The organism is Candidatus Binatia bacterium (genome assembly GCA_036382395.1).
Classification (GTDB): domain Bacteria; phylum Desulfobacterota; class Binatia; order HRBIN30; family HRBIN30; genus JAGDMS01.
In genome coordinates, this window is sequence record DASVHW010000437.1 from 1 (window position 1) to 13,498 (window position 13,498).

The following is a 13,498-nucleotide window of genomic DNA, read 5'->3' on the forward strand; positions in this document are numbered from 1 at the left end:
GGAAGGTGGCCGAAGCGGCGGAGGAATACGCCAAGTTTCTGCGCGACACCGGTGAGGAGCGGGCCTGGCTGGAAGAATGGGATCGTGCCGATCTCGCCGCACCCGTACGCAGGAAACGCCGATGAGGCGCGGTAGCGTCTATTGGATCAATCTCGAGCCGGCAGCCCCGCCGGAGCTTGGGAAGGTACGGCCCGGTATCATTGTCTCGAACACTATTCAGAACGAGCGACTGGATTCGGTCGTCGTGGTGCCCCTATCGAGCCGGGCGCCCGAAATCTGGCCCTTGCGGTTGCACGCCGAGCTGCGCGACATGAAGAGCTCGTATGTGGTGATCCCGGGAATTCGCCAGGTTAGCAAGACGCGGCTTCATCAACTGATCGCACAGACTTCGGCAGCACTGATGGCGCGGATAGACGAGGCTCTGGCGATCTACCTCGGCGACTGATCGGGCGTGGACGAGGTGTGGCGGTGTGATCTTGTCCGACCAGCGGACCACTACAACCATCGCCGCACACTCGCCCGGTACTGCCGATACGCCTCGCCAAACTTGGCTTCTAGATAGCGTTCTTCACGCCTGATGACGCCGTAATGCATGACCACTAGGAGGGGAGCGAGCACCAGCATTAGGCCAAGCCCGTTCACCAGTAACCCGAGCCCGAGATAGAGGAGCGTTCGAGCCAGGTACATCGGGTTGCGGGAAAAGCTAAACGGTCCCGTCACTACCAGTGTGGTTGCGGGCAGCGACGGATTCACGTTTGTCCCCGCACTTTCCAACGTTCGGCGGCTCCAGATTGCGAGTGTCGCACCGCAGGAAAGCAGGCTGACGCCTGCCCAGGGCGCGATGTCCAAAGGAAGAACGGACTGTGGAAAGGACCAGTGAAGAAGAGAACCAACCAGGAAGGCGGCGCCGTAGAGAAAAGGTGGAGGCGCGATAACTCCCGGATGGTTATCGGACGGAGGGCTGAGCAAACGCCCTTCGGGAAGCCGCCGCTGATTCGCCAAGCGGTATTGCGCTGAGGTGCTCATTTCCCGCCACCACAACGCAGGAACCGGGCCAGGCAGAAAGGCCGCAGTCGGTGGGTAAGTTTTCCAATTGTCGAGGCGGCGTCATTGCAGGGTGAACGACACCCGCTGTTGGTTCACTGCAATATGAAATGGGTATCGAGTCGCTGCACAGGTGATCCTGGCCGTGCCTGACGTATTGCGAACACGGCGACGGGACTGCCGGCAAGGACGCGTCGTGTGCGCCCTTGCCGGCAGCTCACAAGCCTGCAGGTTGGGCCTTAGGAGTGGTGCGCCAGGAAGACGCCGAGCGTCTCGAACGCGAGGATCGACACCCAAAAGCTCCAGTTCCAGAGTCCGTCCCGACGATGGTCATTGGCCGCTTGGCCCGCACTGTTCATGACCAAGCAGCAACCGCAACGAGCGCGCCACCCCAACCCGGGGCCGCCCGCCAGCGTTGAGCTTGCGGTACCTCCTGCAGTTTGCGTTGCGCTAGCGGAACCCTTCCTGCGATTCACAGGGTCGTCGATCGTGGCCGCAAAGGGCACGACAGACGGCGGTTGGTGGAAGCCGGTTGGCACGGACAGTGCGCTGGAGGCAGAGCATGGACGCTCTACTTTGGATCGTGCTGACCTGCGCCTGTGCCCTGAGCCTCTGGATTTGGGTGAGCCCATTTGGCAGGCAATTTCGACCGCACCGACGCCGCGTCCGGCAGGTGCGAACCGAGCAAACGTCTTCAGCCGCGCTACGCACGCGTCCAAGGAGCATATACGTCCGCACACTGCTCGTGCTCGGAAGTGCGTCGCTGGTTTCCACTATCGGCGGGTGCGCGGTCGGCAGCCTGTCGCAGAACGATCAGCGGCCGTGGACATCCGCACGCGCGGCGACTCCGTCGCCCGAGCGCCAACCGGAGCTGTCGATTTGGCCCTATCAGTTCTGGGGCCCCGGACCGCCCGTTGCGGCGCTGCGGCACGACGAGTTCAATTTTACGCACCCTCGAGTCGAGCGCCTGGTGGCCCGCTTCCAAACCGCCGGGCGCAGCTCCCTGAGCAGCGCGCTGTCGCGTAGTAGGCGCTACGTTCCGCGTATAGTGCGGATACTGCGCCAGCGAGGGCTGCCTCAAGAGCTTGCCTATCTGCCATTGATCGAAAGCGGGTTTCGCCCGCTCGCCGTGTCGCCCGCGGGCGCGGTGGGTACTTGGCAGCTCATCGCCGACACCGGACGGCGGTACGGATTGCGCATCGACCGCTACGTCGACGAGCGTCGCGACCCTGTGAAATCGACTCAAGCCGCCGCGAAGTACCTCAAGGAATTGCATGCGATGTTCGGAAACTGGCACCTGGCGTTGGCCGCGTACAACACCGGCGAGCAAAACATCGCCCGCATTCTCGAGGCGGGCCGGGCCGAAGACTTCTGGCAAATGCGCCGGCGCGGGTACCTGTGCGCCGAGACGGCCGACTTCGTGCCGCAGTTCCTCGCTGCACTGCGCATTGCCGAGACCCCTGAGATGTACGGCTTCGCCGCACAGACGGAGCAGCCCCTGCGCTACGACCTGGTCCGGTTGACAGGCCCACTGCCGCTCGCGACTGTGGCGCGTCTCAGTGGCACATCGACGGGGACGATCAAGGAATTGAATCCGGCGCTGCACCGCGGCGTGGTGCCTCCGCACGGCTACACTGTGCGCGTGCCGAAAGGAACGAAGGCGACGTTTGAGCTCGCCTACGCCACCGTCACTCGCAAGGCGCTGGGGCATGAGCGGCGCGCGGCCGTGATCAAGACCGTCTCGCAAGCAAGCTCGCGCATGCTCTATACAAATTTGGGGGGTTGATGTCCGATGATGGCGTACCCTTCTCCGATTCCGTATGTATGGTTTCCCATCGCAGTCACACTGGAGGCTCGCGATAGCCCCGCCCCGCGCAATGTTGGACCGCGCCTGGGTTTCGCTACCACGGCCTGCTCCGCGGCACTGCTTCTCGCGCGGGTCGTGGGCAGCGGCTTCCGGCGAGTTCAGGCCGTCGCGTGAGTCCTGCCCGTGAAAATGCACGGCCAGGGGCCGGCAGCAGTGCACTGTGTAGGACGGGCAGCGGCTCCCGTCACGAACACCAATGGGGAAACGCCGGGTCAACAACCAAGAAAGCGTGCCGAGCTTCGAATCAAGAACTGGGACCGCGCCAAGAAACAGGCGTTGGCACGCGGCGACTTTGACGACCTAAAACCAAGCCGGCCAAGAAGGCGTTTCAATAGCACAGTCCGTCGGTCGGACCGTCCAAATCGCATAGAGTTCCAGAAACTCCACCGTCAGGGGCCTCGGAACAGGGCGCGGCGGTGATCTGTGCTGGACAGAGGAGTCATCAGGGCACGAGAGCAAAGACGATGTTCACTGGCCAAGCGTGCGTCTGAGCCTCAGTTAGCCTAAACTGGCGGGCCGGGAGCACCAGCGGATGAAGCATCGCTTGATGACATTGTGGATGGTCCTCGCCCTGTTGGTGGGATGTAGCTCTGAGCCGGCAATGGTGCGCCAGATGCGCAAGGAGCGACTGATCAGCGCCATCCAGCAGAAGCTTCTCGAGTCCGTCGAGGCCGAGAAGAGCGCCGTCCTGGCGACGACGGATGAGGAGTCGCAGGCGTTGGCGCTTGAAGCACAGCATTCCGCAGCGGACATCAATCAGTTGCGCAGCGAGTTGCGTCCGCTCATCGTTGCCGACGGGCGTCACCTGGAGATCGAGAAGCTCAACGCCTTCGATGTCGCGTGGGCCGAGCTCGAGCGCGTGGACGAACGCCTGCTTGCGCTCGCAGTGGCGAATACGAACCTCAAAGCTGCCCGGCTGTTGTCGGGTGAAGGAGCGGCCGCCCTCGACCGCTTCGTAGACGAGCTAACTGAGATCCAGCGCACGGTCAGGGACCCCGAGATGATTCGTACGCTTGCGGGGGCGTCCGTCGCGGCGCTGCGCAGCCAGTCCGTGCTTTTCGTCCACATTCCCTCCTCCGACGACGCCGAGATGACACGCTTGGAGCAACGCCTGCGCGATCTGAACGGCGAGGTGGATCATAGTCTTGCCAGTGCCCGCCAGAGCGGACAGGCGTGGCTAGACCGGTTGGCGACGGCGTCACAAGCGTGGAGTGAATACCAGCGCGTGGCTACCGAAGTGCTCCGGCTGTCACGGGAGAACAGCAACGTCATTTCGTTCGACCTCTCCGTTCACGAGAAGCGTCACGCGACGAAGGAATGTCTGTCCGCGCTCTCCGCGCTGTTGGCTGCGATCGACGTAGGGCCACACGCGCCGCGGTGACCACAACGCAAAATAGTTCGACGTTCGCTTGCTCCGATACGCTTTGATCATCCCCGGTCGTGAACACTCGCTAAAACGGATGTGGTGGGTGATTCGCGTGCCACCAAGGGCGGTTCTTAGTGTGTGAACTCACACCATTTTGCCCGGTACCCTTTTGAGCAGACCCCGGTCGAGGGGATCGAGAGTTCGAAGACCGTTACCGCGCGTTCTGTGCGGCGTGCGCGGTTCTCTCGGTGTATCCGTCCTACCGCCAACGCGCGACCGCTTGACCAATTCCCAATCGCCTCACAACCGAGGTTGGTCTGCTTCCGTCTACGGGTCGTGCCGCACGTGATGTAAAATCAGCCGGCGGTTGGTGTCTGGCGCCTGCTCTTCTTAGACGGCATCCGTACCTCGCTCGCCGGTCCGGATGCGCACCACTTCGTCGATGGGCAGCACGAAGATCTTGCCGTCGCCGATACGGCCGGTCCTGGCTGACGTGGTAATGGCATCAACAACCTGCGAGACCAGTTCGTCCTTCACGATAATCTCGAGCTTGACCTTCGGCAGGAAGTCGACGACGTACTCCGCTCCCCGATAGGCTCGGTGCGGCCCTTCTGGCGCCCAAAGCCCTTGACCTCGCTGACGGTGATGCCCTGGATGCCGATGCTGCTCAGGCTTTCCTTGACCTCGTCGAGTGTGAACGGCTTGATGATGGCTTCGACTTTCTTCATTGCACCTCGTCCTGGTGCGCATGAATCGTGCTCGGGATCACTTCGGCGGGACCGCACCTGTCCCATCTCCCGCGATAGAAAACCGTGAAGAATGAAAATGAAACAGCTACTTCGCCGCGGCTGCAGCCATGTCGGCGTGTTCCTTCGCCAGGCCCTCGTATTCCGTTTTTCGCTGGCGCGCTGTCCAAAGCAGTTGGTCGCAGTGCCTGTTCCCTCCGTAGGCTTTTACCATCGCCTCGTGCCGCGTCACGTCGACCGCCGCCGCAGCCGCCTTCGTCTGGTAATATGCGGCGATCGCCTGATGGTCCGCAGGGGTTTTCATCGTCGTGATGCGTTCGACGATGTTGTCGTCCGTTACTGGAGCTGCCTGCGCCCAGACCGCTTGGCTGACGGCGAGCAGGACCGCGACGCCTAAGATTCCAAGGCCATAACGGATGCCCGGCTGGTTACGTGTGTTGTCCATCATGCCTATCTCCTCCTTTGGGTTGTCATCACTGGGCTGAGTCCTTCATTTAGAAGGTCAAGAGGGCGTCCACATTGAACGTCCACTGATTCTGGTCGCCGCTGTTGAACACCGAGCGGTCAGCGTGGTCGTAGCGAATTTCCGGTCGGAACAGCAAGCCGGAGAGGATATTGTCTGTTGGGAACGGCTTGATGGCCACGCCCACCGTGGGCGCATAGTAGTTGGCGCTGACGGGCGCACCGGTGGAGAAGCCATTGGCGGCGTCTTCATACCACTCCAGCCGGGTGTTCAGCGTGAAGTGCGGATCAAACGCGTAGCTGGCGTAGCCCGCCACACCGCCCCACTGCTTGGCCCCGCCCGTTAAGCCGGGGATGTGCGGAGTCTCGACGTAGTCAAAGCCCAAGCCGAGGCTCAATGCGTCAGTGACCTTCTGGGTGACAACCAAGTCCAAGGCGGTCCACCAGTGGCTGTTGTCTTCGGGAGGGAGATTCCGTCCGACGCCCGCCGGGAACTCCGGGCCTTCCGTCATCACGAAAATGATGGACGTCTTGTCGCTGGGCGCAAAGGTCACGCGGCCCAAGAAGTCCAGAACATCGTTGGCGTCGCTCACCGACTGGTTCCAGCCCCGCGTGAAGCCGGCGTCAAGCGTCCACTGGGGGTTCAGCACGTAGGTGAGCAAAGCGCCCGTCTGCGTGCCCGGCTCGGCGTAGAGAAACTGGTAACTATAAGAATAGAGTGCCCTGGACGGATCACCGAAGGCCCCGTAGATGTTGGCGCTGAATTGCTCGAAGCCGGCCAGCTCAATCCATTTGCCTACGCGGAGTCGCACCGGCAAGGCGGGGAAGGTCACGTCCGCATAGGCTTGGAGAAGGTCCCATTGATTGCGACCCGTCTGCGTATCCATCATCCCATTCGAGTGGATGAACGCAGCATCCGCACCGTAGATGCCTTCCACGCGGAAGCCCACGTCAAACGTCTTCTTGGTCGGATCGACCGTGCGCTCGGCATTCAAACTGATCTTGTCAAGGATAGCCGTGTGTCTGAAGCTGTTAAACCCGATGAAGGTTGGGCCATCGTGACTGCCCGGCGCGGTGAAGTCATACATGTAACCGCCTTCGACATAGCCGTAGAGGTTGATCCCGGCCTTATTCAAAGGTTCGGCCATTCCCGCCTTGCCCAAAGTGCTCATCAACAGCCCAGGCGACGGCGCGGTCGCAGGCGGCGGTTCAGTCGCTGATGGTTCATCTGCTCGCGCCGCATGCCCCAGCGCCCCCAGAGCCAGCACCGCCACCAGCACACGTCCGAATCTCTGCATTGCCCCCATGATGTCTCCCGTCCTTTCTCTCAGCAGAAAATGAATCCCGTCCCTGTCTGTTTCGGATCGCGACATGTCGCGACCGCGACCACCTGACCCAACACGCCCCGGCTCGCCACACCCAGCCTGAATCAGAAGGAGCGGACGCCTAGACGAACCCTACCGAGCCAGGCAGGGCGACACGCTCACGCCGCCGGCGCACCGTAGTGTGCCCGCAGCTCCAAGTTGACCTCCAGCACATTGATCAGCTTCGGTCCGAAGAGCCCTCCGCCCGGCGCAGCCGCCCTTTGCTCAAGGATGCTTTGGATTTCGTGGCGGATGGCGGACGGATCGCGATTCGTGTCTTTCGCCCATGCGCCAGCCACCCGATCGAGTTGATAGAGAGCGTTGTCGAGGGTGATGTGCGGATCCAGACCTGAGCCGGAGGCCATCACCATGTCCGCCGGTATCTCCTCCAAGGCAACATCGGCATGCTCCTGGCGCCACATGTCGAAGAAGTTCGACTGGATGTCCGTGCCTTCCTTCACCGGCTCAATGGTAGTGGTGGTCTTGCCGTCGGCTTCATGCTGCACGGCGCCTGGGAACTGGCCCGGATGATCTTTCGAGAAGCCGTCGAAGAAGATCACGGCGAGGTCGGCAGCCGCAGGCTTCGGCGTGTCGGGGTTGTCCTTGATCCACTGCGCCACTTCCGCTTGATGCGCCTTCGCCCATGCGTCGACGTATGCCGCGTGCGACGGGTCGGCTTTGACCCACGCTTGCGCCAAGCTGTTATGTGCGTCCGCCCATTGCGCAACGATGTGTGGATTACCCTGATACTGATCTGTCTGGAACCACGCTTCGATGTCGGGCGCGACCAGCTGTCCCGCCTTGGGGCCCCCACGATACTTCACGATGGGGCCGAGCGTGCCGGCAACCCGCGCACGCAGTGCGTAGTTCGAGGCGCCCAAGTTCGATGGCCCCGAGGCATCGGCTGCATACGACACCGCGGAGGGACGAGGCTGAAAGTACTCGTCCTTGGTGAACGGCTGCGCAATGAGCCGCGAGCCCACAACCTTGCCGTCGGGACCGCGGACGAGGCTGCCATTCGCTTGATTGGGAAAGACCGTCTGTCCGATCACCCACAGCGTGAGGGGATACAGACCGCAACAGATGGCGACCGCGAACGCCATCAGCAGCACACTCTTCGTCAGATATCGGATCATGGTTTCGTCTCCTCGTTCGTCAGGCAACCAGATGCAGCCAGACCATGACGACGTCGATCAGCTTGATGCCGACAAATGGAACGATGACGCCGCCCAAGCCCCAGATCAGGAGGTTGCGTCGCAACAGCGCCTCGGCGCCGATGGGCTGGTACTTGACTCCTTTCAACGCGATCGGGATGAGCAGCGGGATGATGAGGGCGTTGAAGATCACCGCCGACAGGATTGCCGAGGTCGGCGAGTGCAGATGCATGACATCCATGGGTTTCAGCCACGGCAGTGTCCCCGCAAACAGCGCCGGGATAATGGCGAAGTACTTGGCGACGTCGTTGGCGATCGAGAAGGTCGTCAGCGCGCCGCGCGTCATCAGCAACTGTTTGCCGATCTCCACGACCTCGAGCAGCTTCGTTGGGTCACTGTCGAGGTCCACCATGTTGCCGGCCTCTTTGGCCGCTTGCGTACCCGAGTTCATCGCCAGACCGACGTCGGCCTGCGCCAGCGCCGGCGCGTCGTTGGTCCCGTCGCCCATCATGGCCACCAGCTTGCCCTCGGCTTGCTCCTTTTGGATGTAAGCGAGCTTCGCCTCAGGGGTGGACTGCGCGATGAAGTCGTCGACGCCGGCCTGGGCGGCAATGGTGGCCGCCGTGAGCGGGTTGTCACCGGTGATCATCACCGTACGTAGACCCATCTTGCGCAGCCGCTCGAAACGCTCCTTGATGCCGGCTTTCAGGATGTCTTCGAGCACCACCACGCCGGCGATCTCCGCTCCCTCCGCCACGACGAGGGGTGTGGCTCCCTTGGAAGCGACTTCGTCCACCTTTGCGTCCAACCCGTCCGGAAGGCGCCCCTGTTGCTCTCGCACAAACTTCACCACAGCATCCGACGCGCCTTTGCGAATGCGCTTGCCGTCGGGCAGATCGATGCCGCTCATGCGCGTCTGCGCAGTGAAGGGCACGAATTCGGCGCCGGGGGGCGCGCTCGCCGCGCCCGCGAGGCGATCCACTTCTTGCGCGAGTTTCACGATCGATTTGCCTTCCGGAGTTTCGTCCGCCACCGACGCCAACGCCGCCAGGCGGGCAAGCTGCCCCACGGTGTACGCCCCTATGGGCAGCAATTGGGTTGCCCGCCGGTTGCCTATGGTGATGGTGCCGGTCTTATCGAGCAAGACAATGTCGATATCACCAGCGGTTTCCACGGCTTTGCCGCTTTTGGCGATGATGTTGGCTTGCAGGGCCCGATCCATTCCCGCGATGCCGATGGCGGCAAGCAGTGCGCCAATGGTCGTCGGAATCAGGCACACCAACAGCGCCACCAAGGTCGGAATGTCCGTGCCCAAGCTCCTGAGCGGCTCCGTGATGCCGAGGTACCCCGCCATGTACTGCTCTGCGTTCCAGGCCATTGGCCACAGCGGCACGACGACGATCAAGAAGATGAGAGTGAAGGCAGAGAGAACGAGTGTCAGCGCAATCTCATTAGGCGTGCGCTGGCGAATGGCGCCCTCGACCAAGGCGATCATGCGATCGAGAAAGGTTTGGCCGGCTGCGGCCGTGATCTGCACGACGATGCGGTCCGAAAGCACCATGGTGCCGCCCGTCACTCCGGAGCGGTCGCCGCCGGCCTCACGGATCACCGGTGCGGACTCGCCGGTAATTGCCGACTCATCGACTGAGGCGACGCCGTCGATGATCTCGCCGTCACCCGGAATGATCTGACCGGCCTCGACGACGACACGATCGCCCGACTTCAACGCCATCGAAGAGATCTGCTCGACGGTGTTGTTCGGGCGCAGCCGATAGGCGGGCGTGTCGCGGCGCGTGCGCCGGAGCGAGTCCGCCTGGGCTTTGCCACGCGCCTCGGCGAGTGCCGTGGCGAAATTGGCGAACAGCACCGTCAGGAAAAGCCAGAAATCCAGCGCGATGAAGTAGGTGACCGGCATTTGGCTCGACGAGCCGGCGATGATCGCCTGCACCACAAACAGGAGCGTCAAGAAGGCGCCGACCTCGACCACGAACATCACCGGATTCTTCCACTGGATGTCCGGGCGCAACATGACAAACGACTGCTTGAGCGCGCCGCGCACCAGCTCCGGTGCCAGCAAGGCTTGACGCCGGGACCGGCGAGGCGGTCGCGGCTGTCGCGGCGCGGTTTCGATTTTCGGTGCAGCGTGTACAGTCTGCGTCATCGGAATTGCCATTAACGTCTACCTCCTATGGAAACGGATCGGCCCTTCACCCTCAGCCGCCGAACGGCATCGGGGCCAAGTGCTCGGCCAGCGGGCCCAGCGCGGCCACCGGTAGGAACAGTAGGGCGCCGATGATCAGAATGGTGCCCAGCATGAGGAAGCCGAAGGTCGCGGTGTCGTCGCGCATCGTCCCGGACGTGAAGGGGCTTTTCTTCTTCCGCCCCAGGCCTGCCGCCAGCGCAATCGGCGCGATCATCGGCAGGTAGCGGCTGATCAGCATGACCATACCGGCGGCGATGTCCCACGGCACGCTCTCCGGTGCGGGGGATGCATTGTCGTTGAAGCCGTAGGTGTCGCCGAGCCCTTCGAACCCCGAGCCGTTGTTGGCGGACGAGGACGAGAACTCGTAGACGATCTCCGAAAACCCGTGCGCCCCTGGGTTGCTCTCCGCCTTCGTCCCCCACGCCGTCCCCGCAAACAACCCCGATGGTCCGAGAATCATGATGGGATGCACGAGCAGGCCGATCATCGCCAGCTTCATTTCACGCGCCCCGACCTTGAAGCCCAAGTACTCGGGCGTCCGACCCACCATCTGACCGGCGATGAACACCCCGATGATCAGGAAGAAGAGGAAATTGATCATGCCGACGCCCTGGCCGCCGAACACGCAGTTGAGCCACATTCCCACCAGCGGCGACAACCCCGCCAACGGATTCAGACTGTCGTGGGCGCGATTGACCGCCCCCGTGGTAAACGCAGTCGTCACCGCGGCGAAGGTTCCGCCCGCAGAGGTGCCGAAGCGCAGCTCCGCGCCTTCGAGGTTGCCCAGCGCCTGATTCACCGGGAGCCCCGCCACCGCGGGGAATGGGACTGCACGTGTTCCGCCTGCGGCGGTCGCGCTGGGGACCGTAAAGGTGCCATTCGCCGCATGCGCGGTAATCCCCGGATTCGGCTGCATGGCGTCCCAATAGACCGCCCAGCCGATCATGCCGACCAACATCGTTCCCATCACCGCATAGATCACGACGGCGTGACGCAGCCGACGCAGCATGCGGCCGTACATCAACACGAGCGTCGAGGGAAACAGCATCATGCCGAGACAGGTCACAAAATTGGTCAGCGCGTTCGGGTTTTCGAACGGGTGGGCTCCGTTGGCACCGTAGAACCCGCCGCCATTGGTGCCGATTTGCTTGATGGGAATCATCGCCGCGACCGGACCGACGATGATGTTCTGCGGCTTGACCTGACCATCGTCAGTCGTGCCCATGGCTCCGGGTTCGAGCGTCTGGACCTGTATTGAGGTCTGGTACGTCATGGGCATGCCCTGCGACATGAAAATCGTGCCCACGATCAGGCAGGCGGGCACGAACATGTAGACCAGCACGCGCCACATATCGACGAAGTAATTGCCGATGGTCTTCTCACCCCGGAACAGCCGGATGATGGCGGTCAGGGCGCAGAAACCCACGGCCGCTGAAATGTACATGTTGGCGACGATGCAGAAGAGCTGGCTGAAATTGGAGAAGTGCACATCGCCGGAGTAATGCTGCAGGTTGGTGTTCGTCATGAAGGATGCGACGGTGTTGAAGATCGTCGTGGGTTCGAGCATCCCTCTCCCCAGCGGGTTCAGCGGTGCCCAGGGCTGCACGGCCAAGACGATGAACCCGTACATGAAGAGCACGGCATTGAAGATGATCAGCGCGGCCGTGTACTGCTTCCAGTCCTGCGGCCCGGTATCGAGGCGTTCCTCGAACCAGCGCAGCAGGCGCGGTGCCCGATATTGTCCCTCCATGATCCACGCCGCGTATCGACTCACTGGAATCGAGAGCAAGACCATGGTTACAATCATCAACAGTGGTAGAAGCCACATGAGATTAACCCTCCATTTAGTGAGCGTCGCTTCGTTGCATCAGTTCACGTTGCATCCGTAGCCGCGCGCAGCGACCCAACACGTCCGCCGGAAGCCTCTGGAGTGCGGGCGGGGAGCGGTCCCGCCGAACCGACGCTGGGCGCAGCCCCTAGAACCATTCTGGTCGAATGAGCGCCACAAATAGGTACACGAACAAAAACAATGAGACCGCTGCCGTCAGATAGACCATGTGCTGATCCCTCCTCAGATCTTTTCGCACGCCGTGATGAAGGCGTAGGACAGGGCCATCGTGACGAGTCCCAGAAAGAACATCGCTGGCAGCCAGACCACAAGATTCATTGATGCGTCCTCCTAGTGAAGTATGAGGGCAAGAACTGTTCCATCAGTCGACCCACGGCCTTCCAGCGGGCGCACGAAACCCGAGCCGGATGAGGGGCTCTGACGGCCCTGCATTCTTACACGGTGTTGTTTCCACGATCCTGCATTTCGCAGGGGCACAATCGCCCTGCGCTCGGTCGGTGGTCGGTCGTTACCGTCGTCGCCAAGAGCAGCCTTCGTGCCAGTCGCTGCCGGTGTTGCCCCGCGTGCAGCTCAAGTGGGGATGCGCGTTGGCCTTCCGAAGTGCAGTAATGACACAATGCCTTCCGCAACAATCTTCGGAACGAAAGAAGCAGAAGACACGAAAATCCCGGTAGGGGTGTCACAGTGTGTGCAGCTACAGTCTCGCTCCTCAGCTTGGGCGCCGCTGCCGCTCATTGCCCGGTGATCTTGATTTCACACATGGTGCGAAGGCGCACTTCACGCAGTAGGCCGTCCCGACGTCAGCCGCGGCGTAGCAGGCAGCTCCCAACAAACGGCCGCGGCACGTCGAACAACCTCCTCCCGACTCAGGCCGGACGACACGCGCCAACCACCGCTGGTCATCGACAAGGATCTGTACCTGGCCCTTCGTGCGGACGTTGTCGGCAACGTACTCCATTAGCGTTTCCCGGTCGTAGCGGTTGTCGGCCGGCAGGAAGATCCCGCCACCAGCAAACGAGATGTGTGCGATTCCCTTCGCCAGAGCTGCCATGGGTTCGACTCCTGTTCGGATTGGATTTGGAGGAATACAGGAACTGTTCCATTGCCTGGCCCGCGGACTTCTCGTGGGACCAGGAGACCCCACGCAAGTGAGATGTGCCTGCCGTCCTGCATTCTGCGCAGCCTTGTTCCCACGATCTTGCATTTCGCAAGGCGATCGGCCTGCGCTTCAACAGTGGCCGGTCATTACCGAGACCGCGCGCCCTGGTACGCAACCTGCTCTCGTCACACGGTGGGTCAGTGGTGCCAATGGCGAAGACGCTCTTGCCTCAGCAAGTTGATCTGGTCCAGCAGTGCGTGCCGCCGCTGCTGTCGCTTCGGCACGAGCAGCAACCGCCCTCGAACACCCCAGAGCCGCCACCCCTTTGGGAGTCAGCCAACGCC

General features: G+C 62.2%; 10 protein-coding genes and 1 pseudogene. 3 read left to right on the forward strand and 8 right to left on the reverse strand.

The features are described from left to right. Positions 1-121: 121 nt before the first annotated feature. Positions 122-445, forward strand: coding sequence for a type II toxin-antitoxin system PemK/MazF family toxin (locus VF515_21635; GenBank protein HEX7410232.1), 324 nt, complete (start codon positions 122-124; stop codon positions 443-445). A 50-nt stretch (positions 446-495) separates the two neighbouring features. On the opposite strand, the gene VF515_21640 is transcribed toward VF515_21635, so the two are convergent. Beyond that, entirely contained in the window at positions 496-1,026 is a 531-nt protein-coding gene (locus VF515_21640; GenBank protein HEX7410233.1) for an isoprenylcysteine carboxylmethyltransferase family protein, read from the reverse strand. Positions 1,027-1,789: 763 nt separating this feature from the next. Here VF515_21640 and VF515_21645 point away from each other — a divergent pair. Beyond that, a complete protein-coding gene (locus VF515_21645) occupies positions 1,790-2,830 on the forward strand; it encodes a lytic transglycosylase domain-containing protein (GenBank protein HEX7410234.1) in 1,041 nt (346 codons plus the stop codon). Between the two features lie 628 nt (positions 2,831-3,458). Further along, positions 3,459-4,292: a hypothetical protein gene (locus VF515_21650; protein ID HEX7410235.1), complete on the forward strand. Its 834-nt coding sequence runs from the start codon at positions 3,459-3,461 to the stop codon at positions 4,290-4,292. Between the two features lie 375 nt (positions 4,293-4,667). Here the strand turns inward: VF515_21650 and VF515_21655 are convergent. The 7 genes and pseudogenes from VF515_21655 to VF515_21685 form a co-directional block, all read right to left on the reverse strand. After that, positions 4,668-5,005, reverse strand: a pseudogene (locus VF515_21655) (P-II family nitrogen regulator). Positions 5,006-5,111: 106 nt separating this feature from the next. Continuing rightward, on the reverse strand, positions 5,112-5,471 hold the full coding sequence (locus tag VF515_21660) for a hypothetical protein (GenBank protein ID HEX7410236.1): 360 nt from the start codon (positions 5,469-5,471) through the stop codon (positions 5,112-5,114). Between the two features lie 46 nt (positions 5,472-5,517). Further along, complete coding sequence (locus tag VF515_21665; protein HEX7410237.1) at positions 5,518-6,783, reverse strand: outer membrane beta-barrel protein; 1,266 nt, start codon at positions 6,781-6,783, stop codon at positions 5,518-5,520. 185 nt (positions 6,784-6,968) lie between these two features. Beyond that, a complete protein-coding gene (locus tag VF515_21670; protein HEX7410238.1) occupies positions 6,969-7,985 on the reverse strand; it encodes a potassium-transporting ATPase subunit C in 1,017 nt (338 codons plus the stop codon). A 19-nt stretch (positions 7,986-8,004) separates the two neighbouring features. After that, positions 8,005-10,176, reverse strand: a complete 2,172-nt coding sequence (gene kdpB / locus VF515_21675) for a potassium-transporting ATPase subunit KdpB (protein HEX7410239.1) — start codon at positions 10,174-10,176, stop codon at positions 8,005-8,007. 40 nt (positions 10,177-10,216) lie between these two features. After that, on the reverse strand, positions 10,217-12,034 hold the full coding sequence (kdpA, locus tag VF515_21680) for a potassium-transporting ATPase subunit KdpA (GenBank protein ID HEX7410240.1): 1,818 nt from the start codon (positions 12,032-12,034) through the stop codon (positions 10,217-10,219). A 730-nt stretch (positions 12,035-12,764) separates the two neighbouring features. Continuing rightward, a complete protein-coding gene (locus VF515_21685; GenBank protein ID HEX7410241.1) occupies positions 12,765-13,106 on the reverse strand; it encodes a hypothetical protein in 342 nt (113 codons plus the stop codon). Positions 13,107-13,498 lie beyond the last annotated feature (392 nt).

Coding starts and splice junctions, on each gene's coding strand:
- VF515_21635 (HEX7410232.1), top strand. CDS start 122: ATGAGGCGCGGTAGCGTCTATTGGATCAATCTCGAGCCGGCAGCCCCG.
- VF515_21640 (HEX7410233.1), bottom strand. CDS start 1,026: ATGAGCACCTCAGCGCAATACCGCTTGGCGAATCAGCGGCGGCTTCCC.
- VF515_21650 (HEX7410235.1), top strand. CDS start 3,459: ATGACATTGTGGATGGTCCTCGCCCTGTTGGTGGGATGTAGCTCTGAG.
- VF515_21660 (HEX7410236.1), bottom strand. CDS start 5,471: ATGATGGACAACACACGTAACCAGCCGGGCATCCGTTATGGCCTTGGA.
- VF515_21665 (HEX7410237.1), bottom strand. CDS start 6,783: ATGCAGAGATTCGGACGTGTGCTGGTGGCGGTGCTGGCTCTGGGGGCG.
- VF515_21670 (HEX7410238.1), bottom strand. CDS start 7,985: ATGATCCGATATCTGACGAAGAGTGTGCTGCTGATGGCGTTCGCGGTC.
- kdpB (HEX7410239.1), bottom strand. CDS start 10,176: ATGGCAATTCCGATGACGCAGACTGTACACGCTGCACCGAAAATCGAA.
- kdpA (HEX7410240.1), bottom strand. CDS start 12,034: ATGTGGCTTCTACCACTGTTGATGATTGTAACCATGGTCTTGCTCTCG.
- VF515_21685 (HEX7410241.1), bottom strand. CDS start 13,106: ATGGCAGCTCTGGCGAAGGGAATCGCACACATCTCGTTTGCTGGTGGC.